This window comes from Hydrogenophaga sp. 2FB (assembly GCF_005503365.1).
Classification (GTDB): domain Bacteria; phylum Pseudomonadota; class Gammaproteobacteria; order Burkholderiales; family Burkholderiaceae_C; genus Hydrogenophaga.
On the sequence record NZ_SCML01000080.1, the window covers coordinates 1 to 19,844 of the forward strand.

Below are 19,844 nucleotides of genomic sequence, written 5' to 3' on the forward strand. Positions count from 1 at the left end.
CGTCTCAGCAGCAGCCGGCACAGGAGCCGACACGGGAGAGGGAGCAGGGGCCGGTGCGGGCGGGGTTTCTGCTGCAGGGCTCGCCACAGGTGCGGCCGGTGCCGCAGAAGGAGCCTCGGATGCGGTTTCTGACGTGCTGGCCTGCGCCTTGGCTGGCGCCGGGCGGCGTGCCTCAAGGAACTGCAGCTGCTTGGCGACGATGATGCTCGTGCGGTGCTCGGCGCCCGTGGAATCGGTGATGAAATCGTTCACCAGCTCACCCTCGACCAGGATCGGGGCGCCACGGTAGCCGCCGCGCATCGCAATATCAGCCAGACGATCCGGGAACTCCACAAAATGGAAATCCACACGCTCGCGACGCTCGCCGCCTTCCCGCCAGACAGTCGTCAGCGCCACATCCATGGCAACGACTTTTGCCTCGGTGCCGGGAATGACGGTGAGGACCGGCTCGGTGCCCATGCGACCGAAGAACTGAACGCGGTTGAGATGCAGCACTGGAAACTCCTTGAATTACGGGGAAACACCCGGTTGGTCGTGCAGCTGATGCCCCGCAGTCCATGCGGTTTTGAGGGATTGTTGGTCAGCTATAATTTAGTTTATCCGATATACATTACGCATTCAACAGGGCCGCGCAACTTGGGCTTCGACTGAGTTCATGTCGGTAGCCAATGAACTCATGCCAAAAGGCCAAGCAGTCATCCCATGAGCCAAATCAACGCTGAAGAGGTGCACGCAGAGGTGGGCGGTGCCAAATCCAGTTTGGACCGTGCTGCGACCGATCTGAAGGTACGTGACTTCAGCGGCTGCACCGCTCTTGTCATCGACCCCATGCAGATGTCCCGGGGCATCCTGACCACGTAACTGCGGGAGTTTGGGGTCGGCCGCGTCATCCAGTGCGCCAAGCTCAACGAGGCCCGAGCACACCTCGAGCACCGCGAATTCGACTTCGTGATCTGCGAGCAGCACTTCGATCTTGAAAAGTTGTCTGGCCAGGCGCTCCTGGACGATCTGCGCCGGGAAAGCGTCATCCCGTTTTCGACCGTCTTCATCATGCTCACGGGCTCAGCGACACTAGGTGAGGTGACAGAAGCCGCGGAGTCAGCGCTCGACGGGTTTCTGATCAAGCCGCACAAGGCGTCCTCGCTGCTGGACCGGCTGCTGTCTGCCCGGATGCGCAAACTCGTCATGCAGCCCATCTTCCAGGCCATCGAGGCTGGTGACTTTCTTCGCGCCAGCGAGATGTGTGTGGCCAGGTATGAGTCACGTCAGTCCTACTGGCTCTACTCTGCGCGGATCGCCGCGGAGCTGATGCTGCGCCTGAAGCGAGTCGACGAGGCTTTCTCCCTGTACGGCGCGATCCTTGAGGCCAAAACCACGCCTTGGGCCAAGCTCGGCATCGCTCGCTCCCAGCTCGAAATGGGTCATTCGAGTGCAGCCATCACTACGCTGGAAGACCTCGTGCAGGGGAACTCCAGTTATGCCGACGCCTTTGACGTCATGGCCCATGCGCTGATCGATGTCGGGCGCATGGAGCAGGCCCTGGAGTCGTATGAGATGGCCCTGCGCTCAACCCCGGGATCGGTGGTCCGCGCTCAGAAGAAGGCAATGCTTCAGTTCTACCTTGGGCGGGAGGATGAGGCGAGGGAAGACCTGCTCAAAGCGGCTCATCGCGCCGGAAAATCCAGGCTATTTGATCTCCAATCAATCATGGTGCTGGCCATCACCAGCCTGCGCGCCAAGAAGTTCGGCGATCTCCAGTGGTGCCTGAAGCTTGTGGACAACATGGAAGGCGCTCAAGGACTGTCGCCAAGGTTTGAGCGCATTCAGAAGATGGTTCTGGCGCTCGTCTCGTTTACCGAGCGACGGGAAGCCGAGGGCTGGAAGCTGCTGCGCTCGATCATGGCTCAGTGCACTCAGCCGGACTTCGATTTTGAGGCGGCATGCAATCTACTGACGATCTTGGCGACCCTGCATGAGCTCAAGTTCAGCCACCCTGAGGCAGAAGATCTGATTGTGGGCCTGGGAATGCGGTTTTGCGGCACCAATGGCGCCACCGAGATGCTCACTCGCGCAACGGCTGTGCATGAGCCATACGGGCACATGCTGAAGGACGCGCACTCTCGCGTACTCAAGCTGGCTCAGGAGGCGATGAAACTCAGCATCGCGGGCAATCCCACCGGGGCCGTCACGGCGATGCTTGACGACGGAGAGAGGCTGAAGAACTTCAAGCTCATCGAGAGCGCCCACCTCATGATGGAGCGCCACCGTGATCGGATCGTGAATGCCGAAGTCCTTTCACAACGGATTTCCGAGGTGCGTGCTTCCGCAGCATTGCGCGGCTCGAAGCCGGGCCCATCAGTGCAAGGCGGATCCGGTGCTGCCCTGCTGCGACTCAAGGGGGAAGCATCCGCGAAGTTCTCGGCGCCGTCACAGCAGGAGGAAACCGTCGCCAATGCGACGTAGAGGCGATGTCGACAATTTTTGGTTGGCAGTTCCTTGTGTAACCGATATACTATTCACAGATTCATTAAATTGGAGTGCTCCTGGTATGCCAGTGCAACGTGTATTCAACCCCGGTGACCTCGGTCGCCACAAGCTGCGCGCCGCAGCCATTGCAGTGGCTTTGTGTATGCCGGCAGCGTTCTCGACAGCACAGCAACTGGCATCTTCCTCGGCTGGGTACTATGTGAATGAGATATTCCTTGTACACAACTCGGAAGAAACGGGAGGCCCGGTCTCAACCATCGAGGTTCCGGCCATGTCGATGACGCCTCGCTCCCTCACTGCAGCCCTTGATCTGGCGCTGTCCGACAAGGGCATGAGCGTCGTCATTCGAGCCCCGCTGTCGCAGAAAAAGGACGACGTCCTCATCAAGGGCAGCGCAGGAAATCTGGAGAAGGTTCTCGACCAACTCGCTTCGAGCCTGGATTTCTTCTGGGTCGCCAAAGATGGGGTGATCACCATCGATGGCTCCCGCACCTTCTCTCTGATGCTTCCCAAGGTCGCACAGGATGACAGAAAGAACATCGAGGGATCGCTCATCACGGCCGGCGCTACCGATGTGCGCCCGTTGCCTCTGGACAACATCATTCTTTTCCGAGCGTCCCCGAGCAGCCTCGAATCTGTGCGTCAGGTTCTCGAGGCTTCATCGCGGCGCCGGGGCTTGAACCCCATGGCCGTGAAGTTTGGCCCCATGGAGCCGGTTGCAAAGCCTGCGATCGTTGAAGCGCGTACTCCGGAGCCAGTCGCTTTGGCACGGGCAACCCCTATCCCGCCCGTCTCGATCGTGGCCGCTCCCACAGTGCAGGCCCCTCCCGCCGCTCAGTCTGATCCTGCTGCGCCTGCAGCTGTTTCCTATCCAGTCGAAACCAATGTGGCCGTGGCAGAGAAGCCCGTGTACGTTGAAAAGAGTCCAGTGCGCATTCAGCCTGCCATCAGGGCGGTGCGCGCGCCCCTGGTTGCAGCACCGGCACAGGCGTCGTCCCAAGGGGTTGAGCCTCGCTTCTGGAGCATTGGCACCGATGACAGGACCGTTGAAGGTGTCATGCGCCGCTGGGCGCGTGAAAACGGCTGGTCCCTGCGTTACGAGTTCGAACGAATTCCCGTCCTCCGTCCTGCATCTGTGATCGCCTCCGACTTCATTGGCGCCGCAAAGCAGATTCAAAAACAACTCGTCGAGGCTGGCTACGACATGGACCTCGATTCCATCGGCACCACGCTGCGTGTCTCCCCCGGAGCTTCCAAATGAAAACTCGTACACACACCCTCATGGCGGCTTCGATTGCGCTGATCGCGTCCACCGCCATGGCGCAGAACGTGGCGGCCGTTGATCCTGCTGCCACCGTGGACATGCGTCTGGCCACGTCGAAGATTCCATCGTCGCCCGCGGTGGAGCTCTCGCGGCTCAAGGAGGCGCTGAGCGCTTTGACTGTCGTGGCCATCGTGGGCGAGAGCGCCATCATGAAAACCGAGCGCCAGATTTCCGGCCTTCCCCGGGATCTGACGGTGAAATCTGGCCGTACGTTCGCCATCCTTGGTGTACCGGTGGTGCCGACTGTGCTCGGCTCCAGTGTCGAATTCTTCACTCCGCATTCGAGCACGCCTGTGAGCGTTTCCCGCTTGGGTGAGCAGGGCGCAGAGGTCCTCGCGGCCGAAGCCTTCATCCCCGAATCTGCCGATGTGGTCTGGCAAATCCAGTCGGGCAGCTCCATCCGCGCCGCGATCACGGATTGGTCGCAGCGAGCCGGCTGGCAGTTTGTCTGGGATCTCGATGACCGTGAGGATTTCCAGTTCCTGGCCGGCAACCGATTCACCGGTGACTTCCGAGCAGCCGTCTACGGCCTTTTCAATTCGCTGCCGCTGGATGTGAAGGTGCGCGCAGAACTGCGTCCCGACAACACCCCCCCAATGGTTCTGATCACCCGTGACGAAGGAATTCGCTGATGTCTTACGCCAACCAACACAAAACCCGCGCCCTCAAGTTCTCTGCTTTGGCTGCGGTGATGCTTGCCGCGGGCTGCTCCTCGAATCACGCGCTCGTGAAGAAGGAGATCGATAGCCGCGAACGTGCCGCGACGGCAATGCAAGAGCCCCGTCAACTGGTTGCCAATTCCCGCGTGGTCGAGATTCGTGGTGCGCGCACCCCCGTCATGCACCTGTCCAATGCCAAGGGGAGCGAGTGGCTCAAGCGACAGCGCGTCGCGATCAACGTCCGCTCGCCGATCACCTTGGCGGCCGTGGTGGAAAGCCTTGCTGCTCAAGGCGTGAATGTGTCCTCGGAGCTCAAGCTGAACGCATACAGCTTCGTGGGCCGTATCAATGAGACCGACGCCGAGACGGCGCTCAAGATCATCCTGGGCTCGACGGGGCTGGACTTCGTTGTTGATGACGTGCGCAAGGTGGTTGTGGTTCGCCCCATGTCCTCGCGCACCTGGTACCTGAACATTGGCAACCGCAAGTCCAATTTCACGTCCGAGGCCGAAAAGGGATCGGTGCTCTCGCAGAACAACAACACCGACCCCTTGGGCAACCAAAATTCCAACGGCAGTGGCGGCGGCAATTCGTACAACGGCATGCAGGGCAACCAGTCCGACACGAAGGTGGCCGGCGCCGGTGCAGGTGTAAGCACCCAGGACGACTTCTGGTCGAGCCTGTCCAAGGAGTTTGAGAGCCGTCTCTCGGTGTTGGTGCCGCGTGAAATGGTCGCAGCCACTGCGCCAAGCGGTGCGGCCAATATGACGGTGCCACCCCTGCCTGGCGCCATGGGCATTCCTCAGGTTGCACCCATGGTTCCTCCGCAGGCGTCGAACATGGCTGCCCCCTCCGTCTCCGGTGGTTCACCGGGCGTGAATGCGCCCGAGGATGAAAACGGCTTCGTCAAGCGCCAGGTCGGCTCGTTCTCGGTCAACCCGGAAACAGGCTCTGTGACGGTTCAGGCCCCGACCTGGATCCTGAACGACCTCGACGTGTACATCAAGCGCGTGCAGGAGATGTACAACACCGACATCACGTTCTCCGGCGAAGTGATCCTGGTGACCACCAACCGTGAGGACTCCGAAGGTGTCGACCTGAACGCCTTCGCGCAGTTCGCCAGCGGAAAGTTTGGCTTCGTCGTGCAGAACAATGCGCTGGGAGGCCTGACGCTGTCGACCGCTGCAGGGGCGCTTGCAGCCTTGACGGCGCCGAACCAGCCTGTTGGTGGCGCACTGGTGGGCATGCAATACAACAACGGCAAGAACGCCCTGCAGATCTTCAACGCCTTTCTTTCCGAGCAAGGCAATGTGAGCGTTGTTCAGCGGCCGCTGATCACCACCACGTCCGGCGTCCCAGGCGTGTTCTCCAAGAAGTTCACCGACTACTACAACACGATCAGCCAGGAAGCCGTGGCTGGCAGCACGGGCGCGCCGGTGACCGCCACCCGCAACAACCTTATCCCGGTGGACTTCGGCACCGAGTTGCGCATCAACCCGCGAATCGACGTGAGCACCGGCCTGATTCGAGCTCAGCTGACGCTCAACCAGGCTCTGCAGTCGGGCTCCAAGACCATCCAGCAAACGATCACTGCGGGCACCAGTTCTGTGAACGTGCCGACGGTCATCCCGATCGTGACGCGCCAGAACCTGTCGGGCGAGATCCTGTTGCGCGACGGCGACCTGGTCGTTGTTGGCGGCCAAAGCGAGGACTCGGGCAACACCAATGTGAATGGTCTGCCTGGCCAGAACGGCCCGATTGGCGCCGGCATTTTCGGGGTCAAGCAGTCCGCTCAAACGAAGCAGACGTACTACTTCGCGCTGCGCGTATCCGTCAACAAGCGCAAGTAATCGCCTGAGCAAACCGCCAGAACATGAGCACGGATCCAGACATGCACTCAATTGCCACTTCGAACCGTCGGCAGCGTGGCTTCACGCTGATCGAACTGCTGATCACGGTGGTGATCATTGGCATCGTCTCGGCCATCATGGCTCCAGTTCTGGGGGAGTTGATCTCGTCTCAGCGTCAGGCTTACAACGAAAAGCACAACCTCAACAACCAGCTGATTGCCAAGGGGTTGACCGACTTCGCTCGCAACTCATCGCCGACCGGGCGTCTTCCCGCTCCCTACACCGGTGGGGGTTACGACAACACGATCTACAACCCGGCTGATGCGTCCACTGCCGGCGTGGCCCTGACACAAGCGCTCACGCAGACAGGCGTCCAGGTCAACGAGATCAACGACGATGGCACTACGGCGCGAATGGTGCGGGCCTACCAGGTCCTGACCACGCCCACGATTGACATTCCGCTGTACTTCCAAAGCGGGCCGCTGGTGACGCTGAACTATGACTTTGGTGTGCTGTACCTCAGTCAGTGCGCTCGAACGGGATCTTCCTGCAACCCCAACGGCGCGACCGGCGTTCCCGGCTCCAGCCCCACGTTGACCGCTGCGAACCTTGCAACCTATGAGACCGTTGGAACGGACGGCAGGGCTCAATTCGTTTCTTCCTTGCCGGTGCAAAAGGAAATGCTTGCTCGAACAACGGACAGGCTGGAGAAAGTACGGAACGTTCTCCTTGGTTACCTGCGATCTCGCCAGATCTCGGCGGCCGCGGGCGACCAGACCAACTGGTTCCCGAACCAGCTCGGCAACTCCGCAGCGGGTTCCTTGGGCGGTGCCGCGCCTGGATCGAACCAGGGGTGCCGCGATGGGTGGTACACGCTCGGCACCAACACCCAGATCCTCCTCGCAGTGGGCCTCTCGCCCGAAGAGTTCGGGCAAACGGCCTGGGGTGGTCCGATCCAGTATTGCCGCGACTACGACCCATCAGCTTCGGGCTCAGCAAACGCCCCTCCGCATTACGGTGCATTGCGCATCAACAAGTCCGTCACGACGGGGGCCGCGCCCTCTGCCGTGCCGGCAGACAACATCGTTCTGACGTTCTAAGGACGGCAGGCGTTGTGGCAGAGATATCTGCAGTTCCCGTGACTTGAAACCACCCTTCCAACCTGGAGAGAAAACCAATGAAATCGGTTCGCAAACAATTTTCCCGCATCGGCAAGGCGGCCCAAAAGGGCTTCACCCTGATCGAACTTGTGGTCGTGGTCGCCGTGATCGGCGTGCTGATCGCCATCGTGGCGCCCAGCATCACCGGCTCACGTGACGGCGCCAATGCTCAGCTCTTGGTGCGATCGGCAAACTCGATCGCGCAGAACTGGCAGATGATCAACCAGCAGTGCGGCACCAACTCCGCCGTGGCGTCCTCGCCGATCGGCACGATGACCGAAGTGGTTTTCGCGGGCACCGGGATCAACGCTGCATACCAGGCCTGCTACACGCAGTCGCGCGTGCTTCCGCTGACCGAAATCTCGCTGTCTGAAGGTGGTGGCAACTACTCGATTGCCAATTACCCTGTGACCATCACCGGTGGCGGAACCGTGCCATTGCAAGTCACCTACAACAACGTGCCGGACACCCTCGTACTGGGAATTGTGCAGCGCTATGACAGCAACGTCGCCGCCCTGCCTGCTGGCGCGAGCACCTCCAGCGCTTACACCCTTGGTGCACCGTCGGGCGGCGCTCGCACGATCACCATCATCAAGCGCATCTAAGCAGGGGTAGGCCATGTTTCCATTGCTTGTCGCCGCATTGGGGTTCTGGGTGATGAACATCCTTGATGGATCAGCGCTCACGTACCGCACTGTTGGCGAGGCATACAGGAACATGGTCAAGGAAAATCAAGTCCAGGAGATGGCGTCGGCGGTAGCGGAGCATTTTCGCGAAACCGGCGCCTATCCCCCCGACCTTGCTTCGCTGGCAGCGACACCCGGCAAGGAGCATCTGCGCTCTTCTGTCGATACCTGGCAAGGATATTCACGTTCAGCCACGCTCAATGATGGCGTGTGGCAATTTACCCGAGCTGCGCTCTATATGCGCAAGCCCACTGACGGGCTTTCAACTTCCGCCTTCCTCGACATCAACAGTTGCGGGACCGGCAATGCCATGACCGCTTCAAGTTGGTGTGGCCAGCAATCGAGCACCTGGTACCGGGAAGAGTCCCGCCTCGAGATCAACAACCAGATCTCACAGCAGCGCGCGCGAATGAACATGCTGCTGCAGAAGCTGGCATCCCACTTCAATGCGGCCCAGATCCTGCCGAACCGAAATTTCGCAGGTGCAACCCTCGCCAACAACAGCATCACCCGGATGTCCGACTTGGTGAACTACACGGGGCTGGCAAACAACTGCACGGGCACCTTTGTCTACATGAGTTCGGTGCCCATCGCCTGCGAAGACATGTTCGACATCTGGGGCGGACCAATTGGCTACCAGTTCGTGACGAACAAGCGGGTCATTTTGGTGTCCGAGTCCCCGCTGACCAATGCCGCCGGCACCAGCGTGCGCATTGCAGCTGAACTTGACCTTACCGGCCTATAAACAGGTCCGAGGCTCAAAAACTTGCACCCTCGGATGCGAAACAGCGCCACATTTTGTTGTCACATGGCGGTGTAGACGATATACTTTCCACATTACGCCGCTCTTTAGGTCGGCGCTTCCAACCCTGAAAGATTTCCCATGAGTGACTTTGATGAAGCCGTAGTCGAAGACGCCATCAACCACGAAGCCATGGCTCTGGCGAAGGAGCTTGGTTGGTCGTTGCCGCCGAAGGCCGTCATCGACATGTGCAAAGGCCTCCAACTGGCTCGAGGCATCCCATCCGGGTATCCGGGTGAATTGCTGGTAAGCCTGGGATACATCTCCAGGGAGCAGCTGGATCGAGCGCTGATGCGCCGGCCGGACAACTCGCCACAGATTCAGTGGATTGCTCAGCAAGAGCCGGGTGCGAATATCCCGGTCGAGAAGATCATGGCGTTGATCAGCGGGATTCCTCACTATGAGGATCTTGACCTGCTGTCGGTCCACCACGCCATGAGCGAGCCGGGCGCTCTCAAGCGTGCTGACGAATCTGATGCCGCGATCATGTTGATCGAGGACACGGCGCCTGTCGTGGTGTTTTCGTCAGTCACCAGCCTCCTGAAGTTCAAGTCCATGGGGCGCGAAGACCGCGCCAACGACCCCATCATGCAGGCTCTCGAGGGCGTCGAGCCGAGCCTTGCCATTGGTCCGCGCGATGAAATCTCATCCGTTCTCAAGGAAGTGCGCAGCCGAGACCTCGGCGGTTCGGGCAACGAGGCTGCCAACGTCTGGAACGCGGAGACGAGCGAGAACCGCAAGGAAGAGGCGCGCTTGGTCAGCCGCATGCTGGATCATGCGCTTGCAGAGGGTGCGAACGACATTGCCCTTTTGCCAAATGCCAACGGCGACATGGTGATCCAGATGCGCCGACTTGGCCAGATGATGAAGCCTACGGCCGTCGCCGACTTGCTGCAGTCGGAATTGGCTTCACAGGTGGTCAACCTGCTCATGTCGCGTTCGGGTGCCAACCCCACCAACACGAACCAGCGCGTACCCACTGACGGCCAGATCACCTATCGGTCACAAGTCGGCGAAGCGTTCCTTCGCCTTTCGTTCATTCCCCTGAATCACCTTGGGTCGATCAAGAACCTCACCTCGGTGTCGATCCGTCTCCTTCCAAAAACGGAGATCTCGGTCAACCTGGAAAACCTCCATCTTGATGCGGAGGTGGTCGAGCAGATCAGCTTCGCCATGAAGATGTCGCAGGGTCTGGTGATGGTTGTTGGGCCAACCAACTCCGGTAAATCGACCACGATTGCTGGCGCGATTGGTGAGCACGTCAAACTCTTCGGCGACACCCAGAAGCGCCTTTCCGTTGAAGACCCCATCGAGCGACTTGTGCCCGGTGTGACCCAAATCAACGCGCCACCGATCAACCTGATCAAGGACGAGGGAGAGCGTTTCAACATCATCCTCAAGGCGATCAAGCGACACGATCCGGACATGATCTGGGTAGGTGAAGTGCGTGACACTGTGACCGCTGAGCTTTGCGTTGCTTCGGCCACGACGGGCCACCTTGTTTTGTCGACTTTGCACGCGAACCACACGCTCATGGGCTATGACGTGCTGGCAAAGTCAGTTCCCGACGACAAGCGCTTCCAGCTGATCGAGTCGATCTCGATGATCATTTCTCAGCGTCTGATCAAGCTGGTGTGCGATCAGTGCAGCACGGTTGAGCCGGTCAACGAGAACGACCGAAAGATCTTCCGGAAGTACCTTGAGACTGTGGGTGAAGACGTTGACCTCCCCAATGAAGTCGCGCGCTACAACCCCGTAGGCTGCAAATCGTGCAACTTCCAGGGCTACCGCGGGATGGTGCCCATCAACGAGGTGCTCCCCTTCACCCGCATGGTGAAGGACGCGGCCATCGAGATGCTCAGCGGCAACAACAAGCGTGACGTCATGGCCTCCGCCCGAACGGTGACCTTGCTTGGGGCCAGCATGAAGCTTCTCAACGACAAGCGAATCGACCTCGCTGACGTGCTGATCTGAGGCCGAAATCACATGATGTCACTTCATCAGGTGTCGGCTGCTGCCGCCGCCATTGGCAACCAGGTCAACGCAGGAATCCCCATCACCCAGGTGGTTGAGCGTATGGCGCGTCTGCAGCCTTCCTATGCCGAGTTCTGGATGCGTGCTGCAACGACTTTGGCGGGAGGCGGCAAGCTCTCCGATGTGATTGGCGAGGTCTGGCCCAAGACCATGATCGCCGTGATCCGTTCGGGTGAGGAATCCGGCAAGATCGGCGAGGTCTTCGAGCGCATCGAAGAAACCGTTGAACTGCAGCTCCAGCTCCGCGGAAAAATGATGGGCTTGATGTACCCCATCGGCATGGGCCTCGCCGGCCTGGGCGTTTTTCTCGGCTTCATGGTGTTCGTGCTGCCCATGCTGGCCAAGTCGATGGGAGGCAAGAAGAGCACCAGCTTTGTGTTCCAGTTCTCTGAATGGCTGTCGGCCTTTGTGCATGCCAACTGGCTCTTCATTGGAATCGGTGCCGCCGTGGGGATTTTTGTGCTCGTGAACTGGCTTCGAACTGAAGCTGCTCATGAAGCCATCTTGAGCACATTGCTGGGCATTCCCATCATCAAGGAGGCGTTGCGAAACATGTACTTCGGGCTGTGGGCGCGCTACATGAGCATGATGGTGGCGGCCGGCATTCCCACCGTGAACGCCCTGAAGTTCACCGCACCGGTTCTTCCTGGCGCCCTTGCGGAGAGCGTCAATGCCTTCGCCAAAGACGTTGGCGTGAACAACAAAGGCTTGGCCGAGGCCGCTGATGTCGACAAGCTTCCGCCTGAAGACCCCCGGGCAATCTGGTGGCCATTCTTCATCTCGAGCGCTTTCATTGTGAGCGAGCAGACGGGTGTGATCGACAAGGAGCTCAACCGCGTGGCGCCCGCAATGATCAAGGATGGGATTCGAAGCCTGGAGCGATTCATTGGCATCCTGAACGTTGTCGCGTTGGCGGTTTCCGCATTCTTGATCACGAGCCCGTTGGCCGCCTACTACCTGGAGATCTTCTCCGCAATCAGGACCGCAGGATGAAAAAAGAGTTTTCGGTCATCGCCCAAGTGGCGGACCTCGACACCATTGAGGACAGCAAGGCGCTTATCGCCGGCGACGTGGTCTTCGCCACCATGGCCGACGAGTCTGCTGGTCACGACAAATTCATCCGCCAGGATGACCGTGCCACGTCTTCCAACCTGCTCGATCAGTACAAGCGCAACGCCAAAAAGCTGCGCGTCTCCGTTGACCCCGCCCTCATCGGAGTCAAGGGTCGACGCTTTGCCTTTGCGATTGACGCCTATCTGGCCTGGGGTCGCCGACAGAAGAGCAAGGATCCTGTGGTCCTCTTTGGTGGTGCCCACACCGCCAACGGCGTCAACGTGGATGTGATGGTGTTCATCGACGGTCGCCTCGTTGCCTACAGCGAGCGCGTGCTCCCCCATCTGGAGGCCTTCACCTTCCGCAACTCCCTGACGTCTCTCATTGAGGGGCTCAAGGACGAATACCGCGACGCAGCCTTCTACCAGGCCGAGCCCTTGGCCGAATGGAAGATTCCCGAGGTCAACTGGGTCGGTCGCGAAGCTCTGAAGGGCCTGCGTTACAAGCGTGTCATCCCACAGGCCACCAACAGCGTGAGCTATGCGCTACCTGCCGGTGTCGCCCTGGCTGGTGTCGCCATCTATATTGGCGTCATCACGGTGGGCTGGCAACGCCTTCAGGCTGCTGGCGCGGACTATGAGATTGCCATCGACAACCCGGAGATCCGCAAGCAGGGCGGTATCAACACGGAATACCTCGATCTCATGAACACGCGTCGCCTCTATCTCGAAGAGCCCCGCAAGCAGGAAGTTCTGGCGAAGAAGGCCGCTGAGATCGCCGCCGGCGTTGCCAAGATCACGGGCCTTCGGATCATGGAAATGCATTTGCCAGCCCCGACTGCCAACACGGGCGCCCAGATTGGGCTGAATGCACACACCGCGGCCGCGCAGACCATGCCCGGAAGCGAGGGGAATCAGCTTGCAGTTTCGGGCCGAGAGCCCGATGTTCTGCTGGTGCTCTCGGCTCCCAAGACGTCGGCCACGGGTCTCGACCAGGCGGAGTCAATGATGGCCGGTGTTGCTGAGGCCACTGGACTTTCCTTGCGACTGGCCATGGGCGGAACCCGCGAAGCGGACGGAAAACGAGTTTTCAACGTGGAAGGATTCATCCATGAGTAACGTGATCGGCCAACGAGTCAAGGCTGCATGTATCGGGGTATTCGTGGTCCTCGCTTTTTCTGCCCATGGCGCCTGGAACGTGATGCAGGAGAAGGTTCGGGCTCAGAACAACGTCACGGAAAGCGTCGATCGTTGGACGGTGAGTTTTGCCGCCCTGAACAGCAGCATCGAGCAATGGAACAAGACGTTTACCAAGGAAACATCGCTACAGGACCTTCGCGGCCTCCTGGAGCTGGCCAACCTCGAAAAGTCGGGGCTGTCCATCCAGGCCGACGACATCGGGGTCAGTGCTGTGGAGCCGGTGCGTCACAACAACCTGAATATCGGTCTCACGCGCATGTGCCTCTCCAGTCAAGGAGTTGCCGACGGCAAGTCGCTGGAGGTCAGCGCGGCCGACTACCGCACGCTCTTTGCGGGTGTGAAACACCTCACAGACCGCGCGGACATCTCCATCAAGAACATCGTGATCCGAGGCGACAAGAAACTGCCTACGGCCACGCTGGGTGATTTCTGCGTTCTTCTTTCCCGGAGCTGATTCAATGAGCAAGATCAAGGGCGCAAACGCGGTTCTCTACATCACGCTGGCCATCCTGGTCGGTCTGGTGGGCCTCTTCAAGCTTGGAGAGAGTGTCAACACTCGCCTTCGCGCGACTCCCATCAAGACTGTGACGAAAGCAGAATCGGTCGTTGTGGCGGAGTCGAAGCGAGAAATCTATCCCGTGTGGGTCGTTCAAGCCACTGCACGCCAGGCCGCAGTGGAGGAGGGCTCCGTGGAGAACATCTTCGGCAAAGAGGTAGTTGTCGATCCGCTTGTCGAGCTTGAAATGCAGCGAGTGGCCACCAAGCTGTCACGCGCTGAACTCTTTCAGCAGACGTTTGCAATCACCGGCTACGGCTTCAAAGGTGTCTTCGTTGGCCAGGACTTCTATCGAGAAGGCGAGCCCATGCGTCCCTTGACCTTCACGGACGCCGACGGCACAAGCGTGACACCAGTTTTGACCGCGGTGAAGAACGGTCAGGTGACCATCGATTTGGCCGGGCAAAAGCTCCTGATCAAGGACCGGATTGGAGCTCCGCGTGGTACTACTTGATTGGTTTGAAGATCTGCGAGAGGCGCGACCTGCTCTTGCCTGGAGTGCGGTGGTAACAAGCGGCGTAGCCGTGCTCCTGGCGCTCATCATGGCAATGCCGGCGTCACCTGTGATGAATGCGATCGGCGCCACCGACCTTCAGAACAAGATTCGAGCCGTGGGCCAGGCCGCCTACTGGAGCTACAGGGTAGCAGTGGGTCGCAATGCGGTTGAGAAGCCCAAGACACTCTATGGCACTGTGACGGGGGCATCGAACACCGGCAAGGTCCTCATGTCAATTCCTGTGGGCTCGAGCTTCCAGGTGGTGGAGGTCATGCTGGCCAACCTTGATCGTGAAACCATTCATCCAGGCGCCATGTGGAAGGTGGTTGAAGAAGTCAAGAATCAGAATGCCCGTGTCGACGTGTACCCGGACGGCCGCTCTGTGATCTGGATTCGAGGCCTGCCGCTGAATTTGCGAGTGATCGAGGCGGGTGCGGCTATGCCGGAGACCAATCCCGTGACCAACATCGTGGACAAGGCTTTCGCCTCGTACTACTGGAAGCTCGTATTGAACGGTGACCGGCGTCGCTGATGGACGCTTAGGCCTTGGGGCACAAATGTCGGAATTGGAAAAGTAGGTGTAGACGATATCGTTTAGACGTATACTTGTGACAGATATGTGACGCTCAAGGAATCTGCTGATGAAGTCTCTCGCACCTGTATTGGCCGCCCTCGCGGCCAGTTTTGCATTCAGCTCTTTGCAGGCGCAAACCATCGCGTCTCCGCCAATTGTTGTGCGGTCGAATGTAGTGGAGACGGTGCAGTGGGCGCAGGAGCGCGCAGGTGCACCCAGCAACAACGCAGAGATCCAGCTTCAATCGGTGACGGGTGCTGGCCCAACTGCGGCCACAGTGAATGCGACCGGTGCGAATCTGGGCGCCGGGCGTTCAACGATTGCTCAGCCTTCGGCAATTCTTGCCGCCGGAGACCCATTCTGCGAGAGCCAGTCCGCATCCTGGACGGTTGGGGGGCTCACCTGTACCTCTTCCGCTGCTGCGCTGCTTCCTCGAACCATGTCAGGTTCAAGTGCAGGCACCACGGATTCAGATCAACCCATGGTGGGGAGCGCAACATTCACATGCAGCATGGGAACTTGGTCAGGGTCTCCCGCAGCTGGGGCGACTTGTGTTGCCACGAACTGTAGTGCAGCTACGTTGAGCTGGGCCGGCTCGGCCGTCTGCTCTGCCACATTCCCGACTCTCGGTCATGGCCAGAGCAGCGTGCTTGCTTCGGTCAATGGAAATACCGGCAGCGCAAGCTTCACGTGCAACGCAGGGGCGTGGCAACTTGCTGCGAACTACGGTTGCGCCGCGCCGGCTCCGCGAAACTGCGTTTGGCCTGCTGATGCCGCCTGGAGAAACAGGTATGTCAGGGTCTATTCGCAATCCAAGAACGGAGGTGTGGCCGTTATCCCGGTGCCTAAGACTTCGCCGAATCTTCAATTCCAAAATCAGACGTTTTCTGTCATAGCCCATGGTGGTGGCTTTTACCTTTCGGGAAAGTCTGAACAGGTCTCATACACCTTGGGGGCTTACTTTACGTGCAACGACGGCACGATCACAAAGTCTGCCGGCCTCTACTACACGAACGGGGAATCCCTGGGCGCCCCATGGCACCACACCCCCGCCGAATCGGGGTACTCGAAGATTTACTACGACGCGAACAGCACCAATTGCGCTTCCACTTCCCCCGCGGTAGGCCCTTTTCTTTGTGCGCCGCGTTCGTTCTATTCCCCCCAGTAGATGGACTCGATTCATAACGACCCTCTGTCCCTGCATGACCATGAGGCGGGGCCAAAACCAATCACTCGAGGTGGACAAGTGGGAATGAAACTGCTTGGCATCTGCGCTGTGGCACTGTGCTTGATACAGGGTGCGAATGCGCAGTCGCACATCGCACCACCTATCGTCATCAGTTCTGATGCGAACATGGGGACGATCTGGGCACAGGACAGGGCGGGAGCGCCGGCTACCAACAGCTCAGTCTCATTGCGACCCGTCACCTCAGGCTCTGCTGCTACTGCAGCCGTGAACGCGACGGGAGGGAATCTTCACCTCGGCGCCAGCGCTGTCGCTCAGCCGTCGTCCATCGTGGTGCAGGGAAATGTCCCATGCCCCTCCGTTGCGCAGTCCTGGACAGGCACTGATGGCGTTTCCGTGTGCAATGGAACGCCGCCTCAGACCCCCAACGGTGGCTCGGCGTCGGTGATTGACACCTTGGCGCCTACAACCGGATCTGCAACGTTGGCGTGCAATGCTGGGACCTGGCAGGTGACAGGCACGCCAAGTTGCCAGACAAGCTGTGCGGCCAGCGTGCAAAGCTGGGTGGGTTCTGCCACGTGTGCGGCTTCATTCCCCGCTTTGTTCGCAGGTCAAAGCGCGACTCTAGCCAGCACGAACGGAAACACAGGTTCCGCGCAGTTCACATGCAATGCAGGCGCCTGGCAACTCACAGGCAACGGGGGCTGTACTGCGCCTTCCCGTGCCTGCTATTGGAATTCTTCAGTCGCCGCCTTCCGCGTAGGACGCACAGGCGCAAATGACACGTTCTCGACAGGCACCGCGTACATGGTGAGCGCCATGTATGGTGGCTCCACTGTTTCGGTCATTGGGCACGGTGGATCCGGTTTTGTGTTCACGTATAGCGCCCATCGCGGACACGGGGTCGGCGTGCAGTACGTTTGCAACAATGGGACGATGTCCAAAGCGGGCGGAATGTACGTCTCCGCCGGCCCGTCGAATTGGTCGTATGTTGGAGCGGAGTCCGTAGCGCAGGGTAGCTACACGGAAGATTTCGTCACGTCGGCCAACCTGGCCGGGCAGAAGATCTTGTTCGTGCACGGTCCCCGGGCCTTTTACTCTCCCTACTAGAGCGTCGATCTCGAGCCGAAGTGCTCTCCCCAAGATTTATTCCCCGCAGTAGGCGGACACGATTCTCAATGATTCAGCCGCCCTGTGCGTCTAAAGAGACGGGGCCATAACCAATCACTGGAGGAAGAAAAGTGAAAACAGAGCTATTTAGCTTGTGCGCTATTGCGCTGTTCTGGATCCCGGGTGCGTATGGGCAGTCGCACACTGCGCCACCAATCGTGATCAGTTCTGATGCGAACATGGGGACGATCTGGGCTCGGGACAGGGCCGGAGCGCCGGCGACCAATGGTTCCGTCTCATTGCAGCCTGTCACGTCGGGGTCTGCAGCCCCTGCGGCCGTGAACTCCACTGGTGGAAATCTTCAGCTCGGAGCCAGCGCGGTCACTCAGCCGTCGTCCATCGTTGTGCAGGGCAACGTCCCATGCCCCTCCGTTGCGCGGTCCTGGACTGGCGCTGATGGCGTTTCCGTGTGCAATGGAACCCCGCCTCAGACCCCCAACGGTGGCTCGGCGTCTGTGATCGACAGCCTGGCTCCTGCCACGGGATCTGCTGTGCTGGCTTGCAACGCCGGCACCTGGGCGGTAACCGGTACGCCAAGCTGCCAGACCAGTTGCGCAGCGAGCGTGCAAAGCTGGGTGGGATCTGCGACATGTGCGGCATCGTTCCCAGCGCTTTTATCGGGCCAAAGCGCGACGCTCGCCAGCACCAACGGAAACACGGGTTCTGCGCAGTTCACCTGCAATACGGGGTCCTGGCAGCTTACGGGAAATGGCGGATGTACAGCGCCATCTCGAGGGTGCTACACCGCTGTCGGCGCCGTTACTGCTCTGGCGCCCCACACAGCCGCCCGAGATCATTATTCCGGGCCCAATGGAGTGTACTTTTCATCGAGCATGACGTTGTCTTCGCAAATCAGCTCGGTGCCTCATGGCGGAGCGGGCTACTTCTTTGTGCGAAGCGTCAATGGGGTCGGCATCGGAGTGCAATACACCTGTAGCAACGGGACACTTACAAAGACTGCTGGATCTTGGTACGGGACATTTGGCGCCTGGACGTACACCGGTACTGAGTCACCGCCAAACGGAACGGTCTACACCGACAACCCTTCGACGCGGGGTGCTTTGCACTCGAATCGTGTGATCTACCTCTACGCTCCGCGCGCCTTCTACTCGCCACTTTGATGTCCACATGAGTCAGTGATCTGCACTCAGGGCTTCCGAAAGAGTCACGCTGTCGGCCCCCGCACGATGACGTAGGATTCGTGATGCCTTTCTTAGACGACGACAAGCATCAAAAAACGTTGGAGCTCCTCGCCGAGGCGGTGGACTACCTCAATCGTCTGCCGCACGTTCCGGCAACCAGAGATTTGAGCGCACGCCTGCAGGCCCATTTGGATGAGCCATCGCAGATGCTGGTGGCCAGGCGTCGCCCAGAGCTCCATGGAGGCATTTTTTCTGCGGCGGGCCTTCCTCTTCTCGAGGTGGCCGTCGTTGATGAGGTGGCCAGGATCCAATACCCGCAGGATCTGCGCACGCCTGACTGGCTGCAGGCATCGGCGGAGGTCAGAAAACTGCTGGCCGCCGGCCCGGTCTCGGTTCCCTTGAAGGCGCGAACCGGCGAAAAAGCAGAATAGGTGGCCGCGCGTCGCCTGAGAGTTTAACTGTATGTTTGTACAGTTATCATTGGCTGCCCTATTGTTTTCAGGGCATCCTGCGGTGTTTTCATCTGATCTTGGCGAACCTGAGCTGGTCGCCAATCCAAAGCTCGAGGCCACTAGCCTGTCGACAAGCGTTCCCGCGGGGTTTCCGTCGCCCGCGGCGGACTTCTGCGCCAAGCGCATCGACGTGATGGAGCACCTGGTGGTTCACCCCCAGGCGACGTACACCATGCGCGTGAGCGGCGAGTCCATGCGCGAGCTTGGGATTTTCAATGGAGACGTGATCCTGGTCGACAAGGCCGTGAGGCCGCGCCATGGGATGGTGGTCATCGCGGTGGTCGACGGCGAGTTCACGTGCAAGCAGCTGCACCTGCGCAACGGCAGGATGTGGCTCAAGGCTGCGAACCCGACTTTCCCTGACATCAAGCCCAAAGAGGGTCAGGTCATCGAGATTTGGGGTGTCGTGATCGCGTCGATCAAGGTGTTTCCGGTCTGACTGCGCCGAGCAGTCGAGCCACAGGTGCAGGCCTTCGATGGACCCAGCTGAAACGTCGACGCAACGGCAGGGGGTGGTGCCGCCTGGCCAGACGAAAGCGGCGCCCATTTTTGGGCTGATTGACGCGAATAATTTCTACTGTTCTGCAGAGCAAAGTCTGAGGCCTTCGCTCGGGGGAAAGCCGCTTGTCGTTCTGTCAAACAACGACGGTGCAGTCATCGCACGATCGAACGAGGCTCGGGCCCTGGGCATCAAGATGGCTCAGCCGTACTTCGAGGTGCGGCACCTTGAGGAGAAGGCCGGCCTGATTGCGCTGAGCGCAAATTTCGAGCTCTACGGCGACCTGTCCCAGCGCGTGATGAGTTTGGCGGCCGGCTTGGGCCATAGGCAGGAGATCTACAGCATCGACTTAAGTGCACCAGGCTACTGTTGCGTTTCCTTTGAGAAGGAAGTCGTTGACTGGTGTTGCGATTAACAGAGTAGGGCTGTTGCGTTTCATTGGCAGTGGCGACCAT

At 59.6% G+C, this 19,844-nt stretch carries 17 protein-coding genes and 1 pseudogene; 17 read left to right on the forward strand and 1 reads right to left on the reverse strand.

What is annotated here, in order from left to right:
* Positions 1-495 (reverse strand): single-stranded DNA-binding protein (locus FFS09_RS28590; RefSeq protein WP_137922297.1); only part of this gene is annotated, 495 nt, incomplete at its 3' end.
* Positions 496-702: 207 nt separating this feature from the next.
* On the opposite strand from FFS09_RS28590, the gene FFS09_RS30795 reads away from it, so the two are divergent.
* The 17 genes and pseudogenes from FFS09_RS30795 to FFS09_RS28670 form a co-directional block, all read left to right on the forward strand.
* Positions 703-861 (forward strand): hypothetical protein, encoded by a 159-nt coding sequence (locus tag FFS09_RS30795; RefSeq protein ID WP_171020250.1) that lies wholly within the window; start codon positions 703-705, stop codon positions 859-861.
* An 87-nt stretch (positions 862-948) separates the two neighbouring features.
* Entirely contained in the window at positions 949-2,463 is a 1,515-nt protein-coding gene (locus FFS09_RS28595) for a response regulator (protein ID WP_171020251.1), read from the forward strand.
* Positions 2,464-2,548: 85 nt separating this feature from the next.
* The gene (locus tag FFS09_RS28600; RefSeq protein ID WP_137922299.1) at positions 2,549-3,748 is read left to right on the forward strand and encodes a hypothetical protein; all 1,200 of its coding nucleotides are present in this window, start codon (positions 2,549-2,551) and stop codon (positions 3,746-3,748) included.
* Entirely contained in the window at positions 3,745-4,443 is a 699-nt protein-coding gene (locus tag FFS09_RS28605; protein ID WP_137922300.1) for a TcpQ domain-containing protein, read from the forward strand. The genes FFS09_RS28600 and FFS09_RS28605 overlap by 4 nt, the downstream gene beginning before the upstream one ends.
* On the forward strand, positions 4,443-6,320 hold the full coding sequence (locus FFS09_RS28610) for a secretin GspD/PilQ domain-containing protein (RefSeq protein ID WP_137922301.1): 1,878 nt from the start codon (positions 4,443-4,445) through the stop codon (positions 6,318-6,320). The genes FFS09_RS28605 and FFS09_RS28610 overlap by 1 nt, the downstream gene beginning before the upstream one ends.
* Before the next feature lie 41 nt (positions 6,321-6,361).
* Positions 6,362-7,420, forward strand: a complete 1,059-nt coding sequence (locus tag FFS09_RS31320) for a type II secretion system protein (RefSeq protein WP_171020252.1) — start codon at positions 6,362-6,364, stop codon at positions 7,418-7,420.
* Positions 7,421-7,497: 77 nt separating this feature from the next.
* On the forward strand, positions 7,498-8,085 hold the full coding sequence (locus FFS09_RS28620; protein ID WP_171020253.1) for a prepilin-type N-terminal cleavage/methylation domain-containing protein: 588 nt from the start codon (positions 7,498-7,500) through the stop codon (positions 8,083-8,085).
* Between the two features lie 13 nt (positions 8,086-8,098).
* Positions 8,099-8,911 carry a hypothetical protein gene (locus FFS09_RS28625; RefSeq protein WP_137922303.1) on the forward strand — a complete coding sequence of 271 codons (813 nt, stop codon included), beginning with the start codon at positions 8,099-8,101 and terminating at the stop codon, positions 8,909-8,911.
* Between the two features lie 138 nt (positions 8,912-9,049).
* A complete protein-coding gene (locus FFS09_RS28630; RefSeq protein WP_137922304.1) occupies positions 9,050-10,942 on the forward strand; it encodes a GspE/PulE family protein in 1,893 nt (630 codons plus the stop codon).
* A 12-nt stretch (positions 10,943-10,954) separates the two neighbouring features.
* Complete coding sequence (locus FFS09_RS28635) at positions 10,955-11,995, forward strand: type II secretion system F family protein (RefSeq protein WP_137922305.1); 1,041 nt, start codon at positions 10,955-10,957, stop codon at positions 11,993-11,995.
* A complete protein-coding gene (locus FFS09_RS28640) occupies positions 11,992-13,173 on the forward strand; it encodes a hypothetical protein (protein ID WP_137922306.1) in 1,182 nt (393 codons plus the stop codon). Before FFS09_RS28635 ends, FFS09_RS28640 begins: the two co-directional genes overlap by 4 nt.
* On the forward strand, positions 13,166-13,708 hold the full coding sequence (locus FFS09_RS28645) for a hypothetical protein (protein WP_137922307.1): 543 nt from the start codon (positions 13,166-13,168) through the stop codon (positions 13,706-13,708). Before FFS09_RS28640 ends, FFS09_RS28645 begins: the two co-directional genes overlap by 8 nt.
* Before the next feature lie 4 nt (positions 13,709-13,712).
* On the forward strand, positions 13,713-14,264 hold the full coding sequence (locus FFS09_RS28650) for a hypothetical protein (RefSeq protein WP_137922308.1): 552 nt from the start codon (positions 13,713-13,715) through the stop codon (positions 14,262-14,264).
* A complete protein-coding gene (locus tag FFS09_RS28655) occupies positions 14,251-14,838 on the forward strand; it encodes a hypothetical protein (RefSeq protein WP_137922309.1) in 588 nt (195 codons plus the stop codon). Before FFS09_RS28650 ends, FFS09_RS28655 begins: the two co-directional genes overlap by 14 nt.
* 3,602 nt (positions 14,839-18,440) lie before the next feature.
* Complete coding sequence (locus tag FFS09_RS28660) at positions 18,441-18,809, forward strand: hypothetical protein (RefSeq protein WP_137922310.1); 369 nt, start codon at positions 18,441-18,443, stop codon at positions 18,807-18,809.
* An 82-nt stretch (positions 18,810-18,891) separates the two neighbouring features.
* A complete protein-coding gene (locus FFS09_RS28665) occupies positions 18,892-19,329 on the forward strand; it encodes a LexA family protein (protein ID WP_354595908.1) in 438 nt (145 codons plus the stop codon).
* A gap of 106 nt (positions 19,330-19,435) precedes the next feature.
* Positions 19,436-19,753 (forward strand): annotated as a pseudogene (locus FFS09_RS28670) (Y-family DNA polymerase); the annotation flags it as partial.
* Positions 19,754-19,844 lie beyond the last annotated feature (91 nt).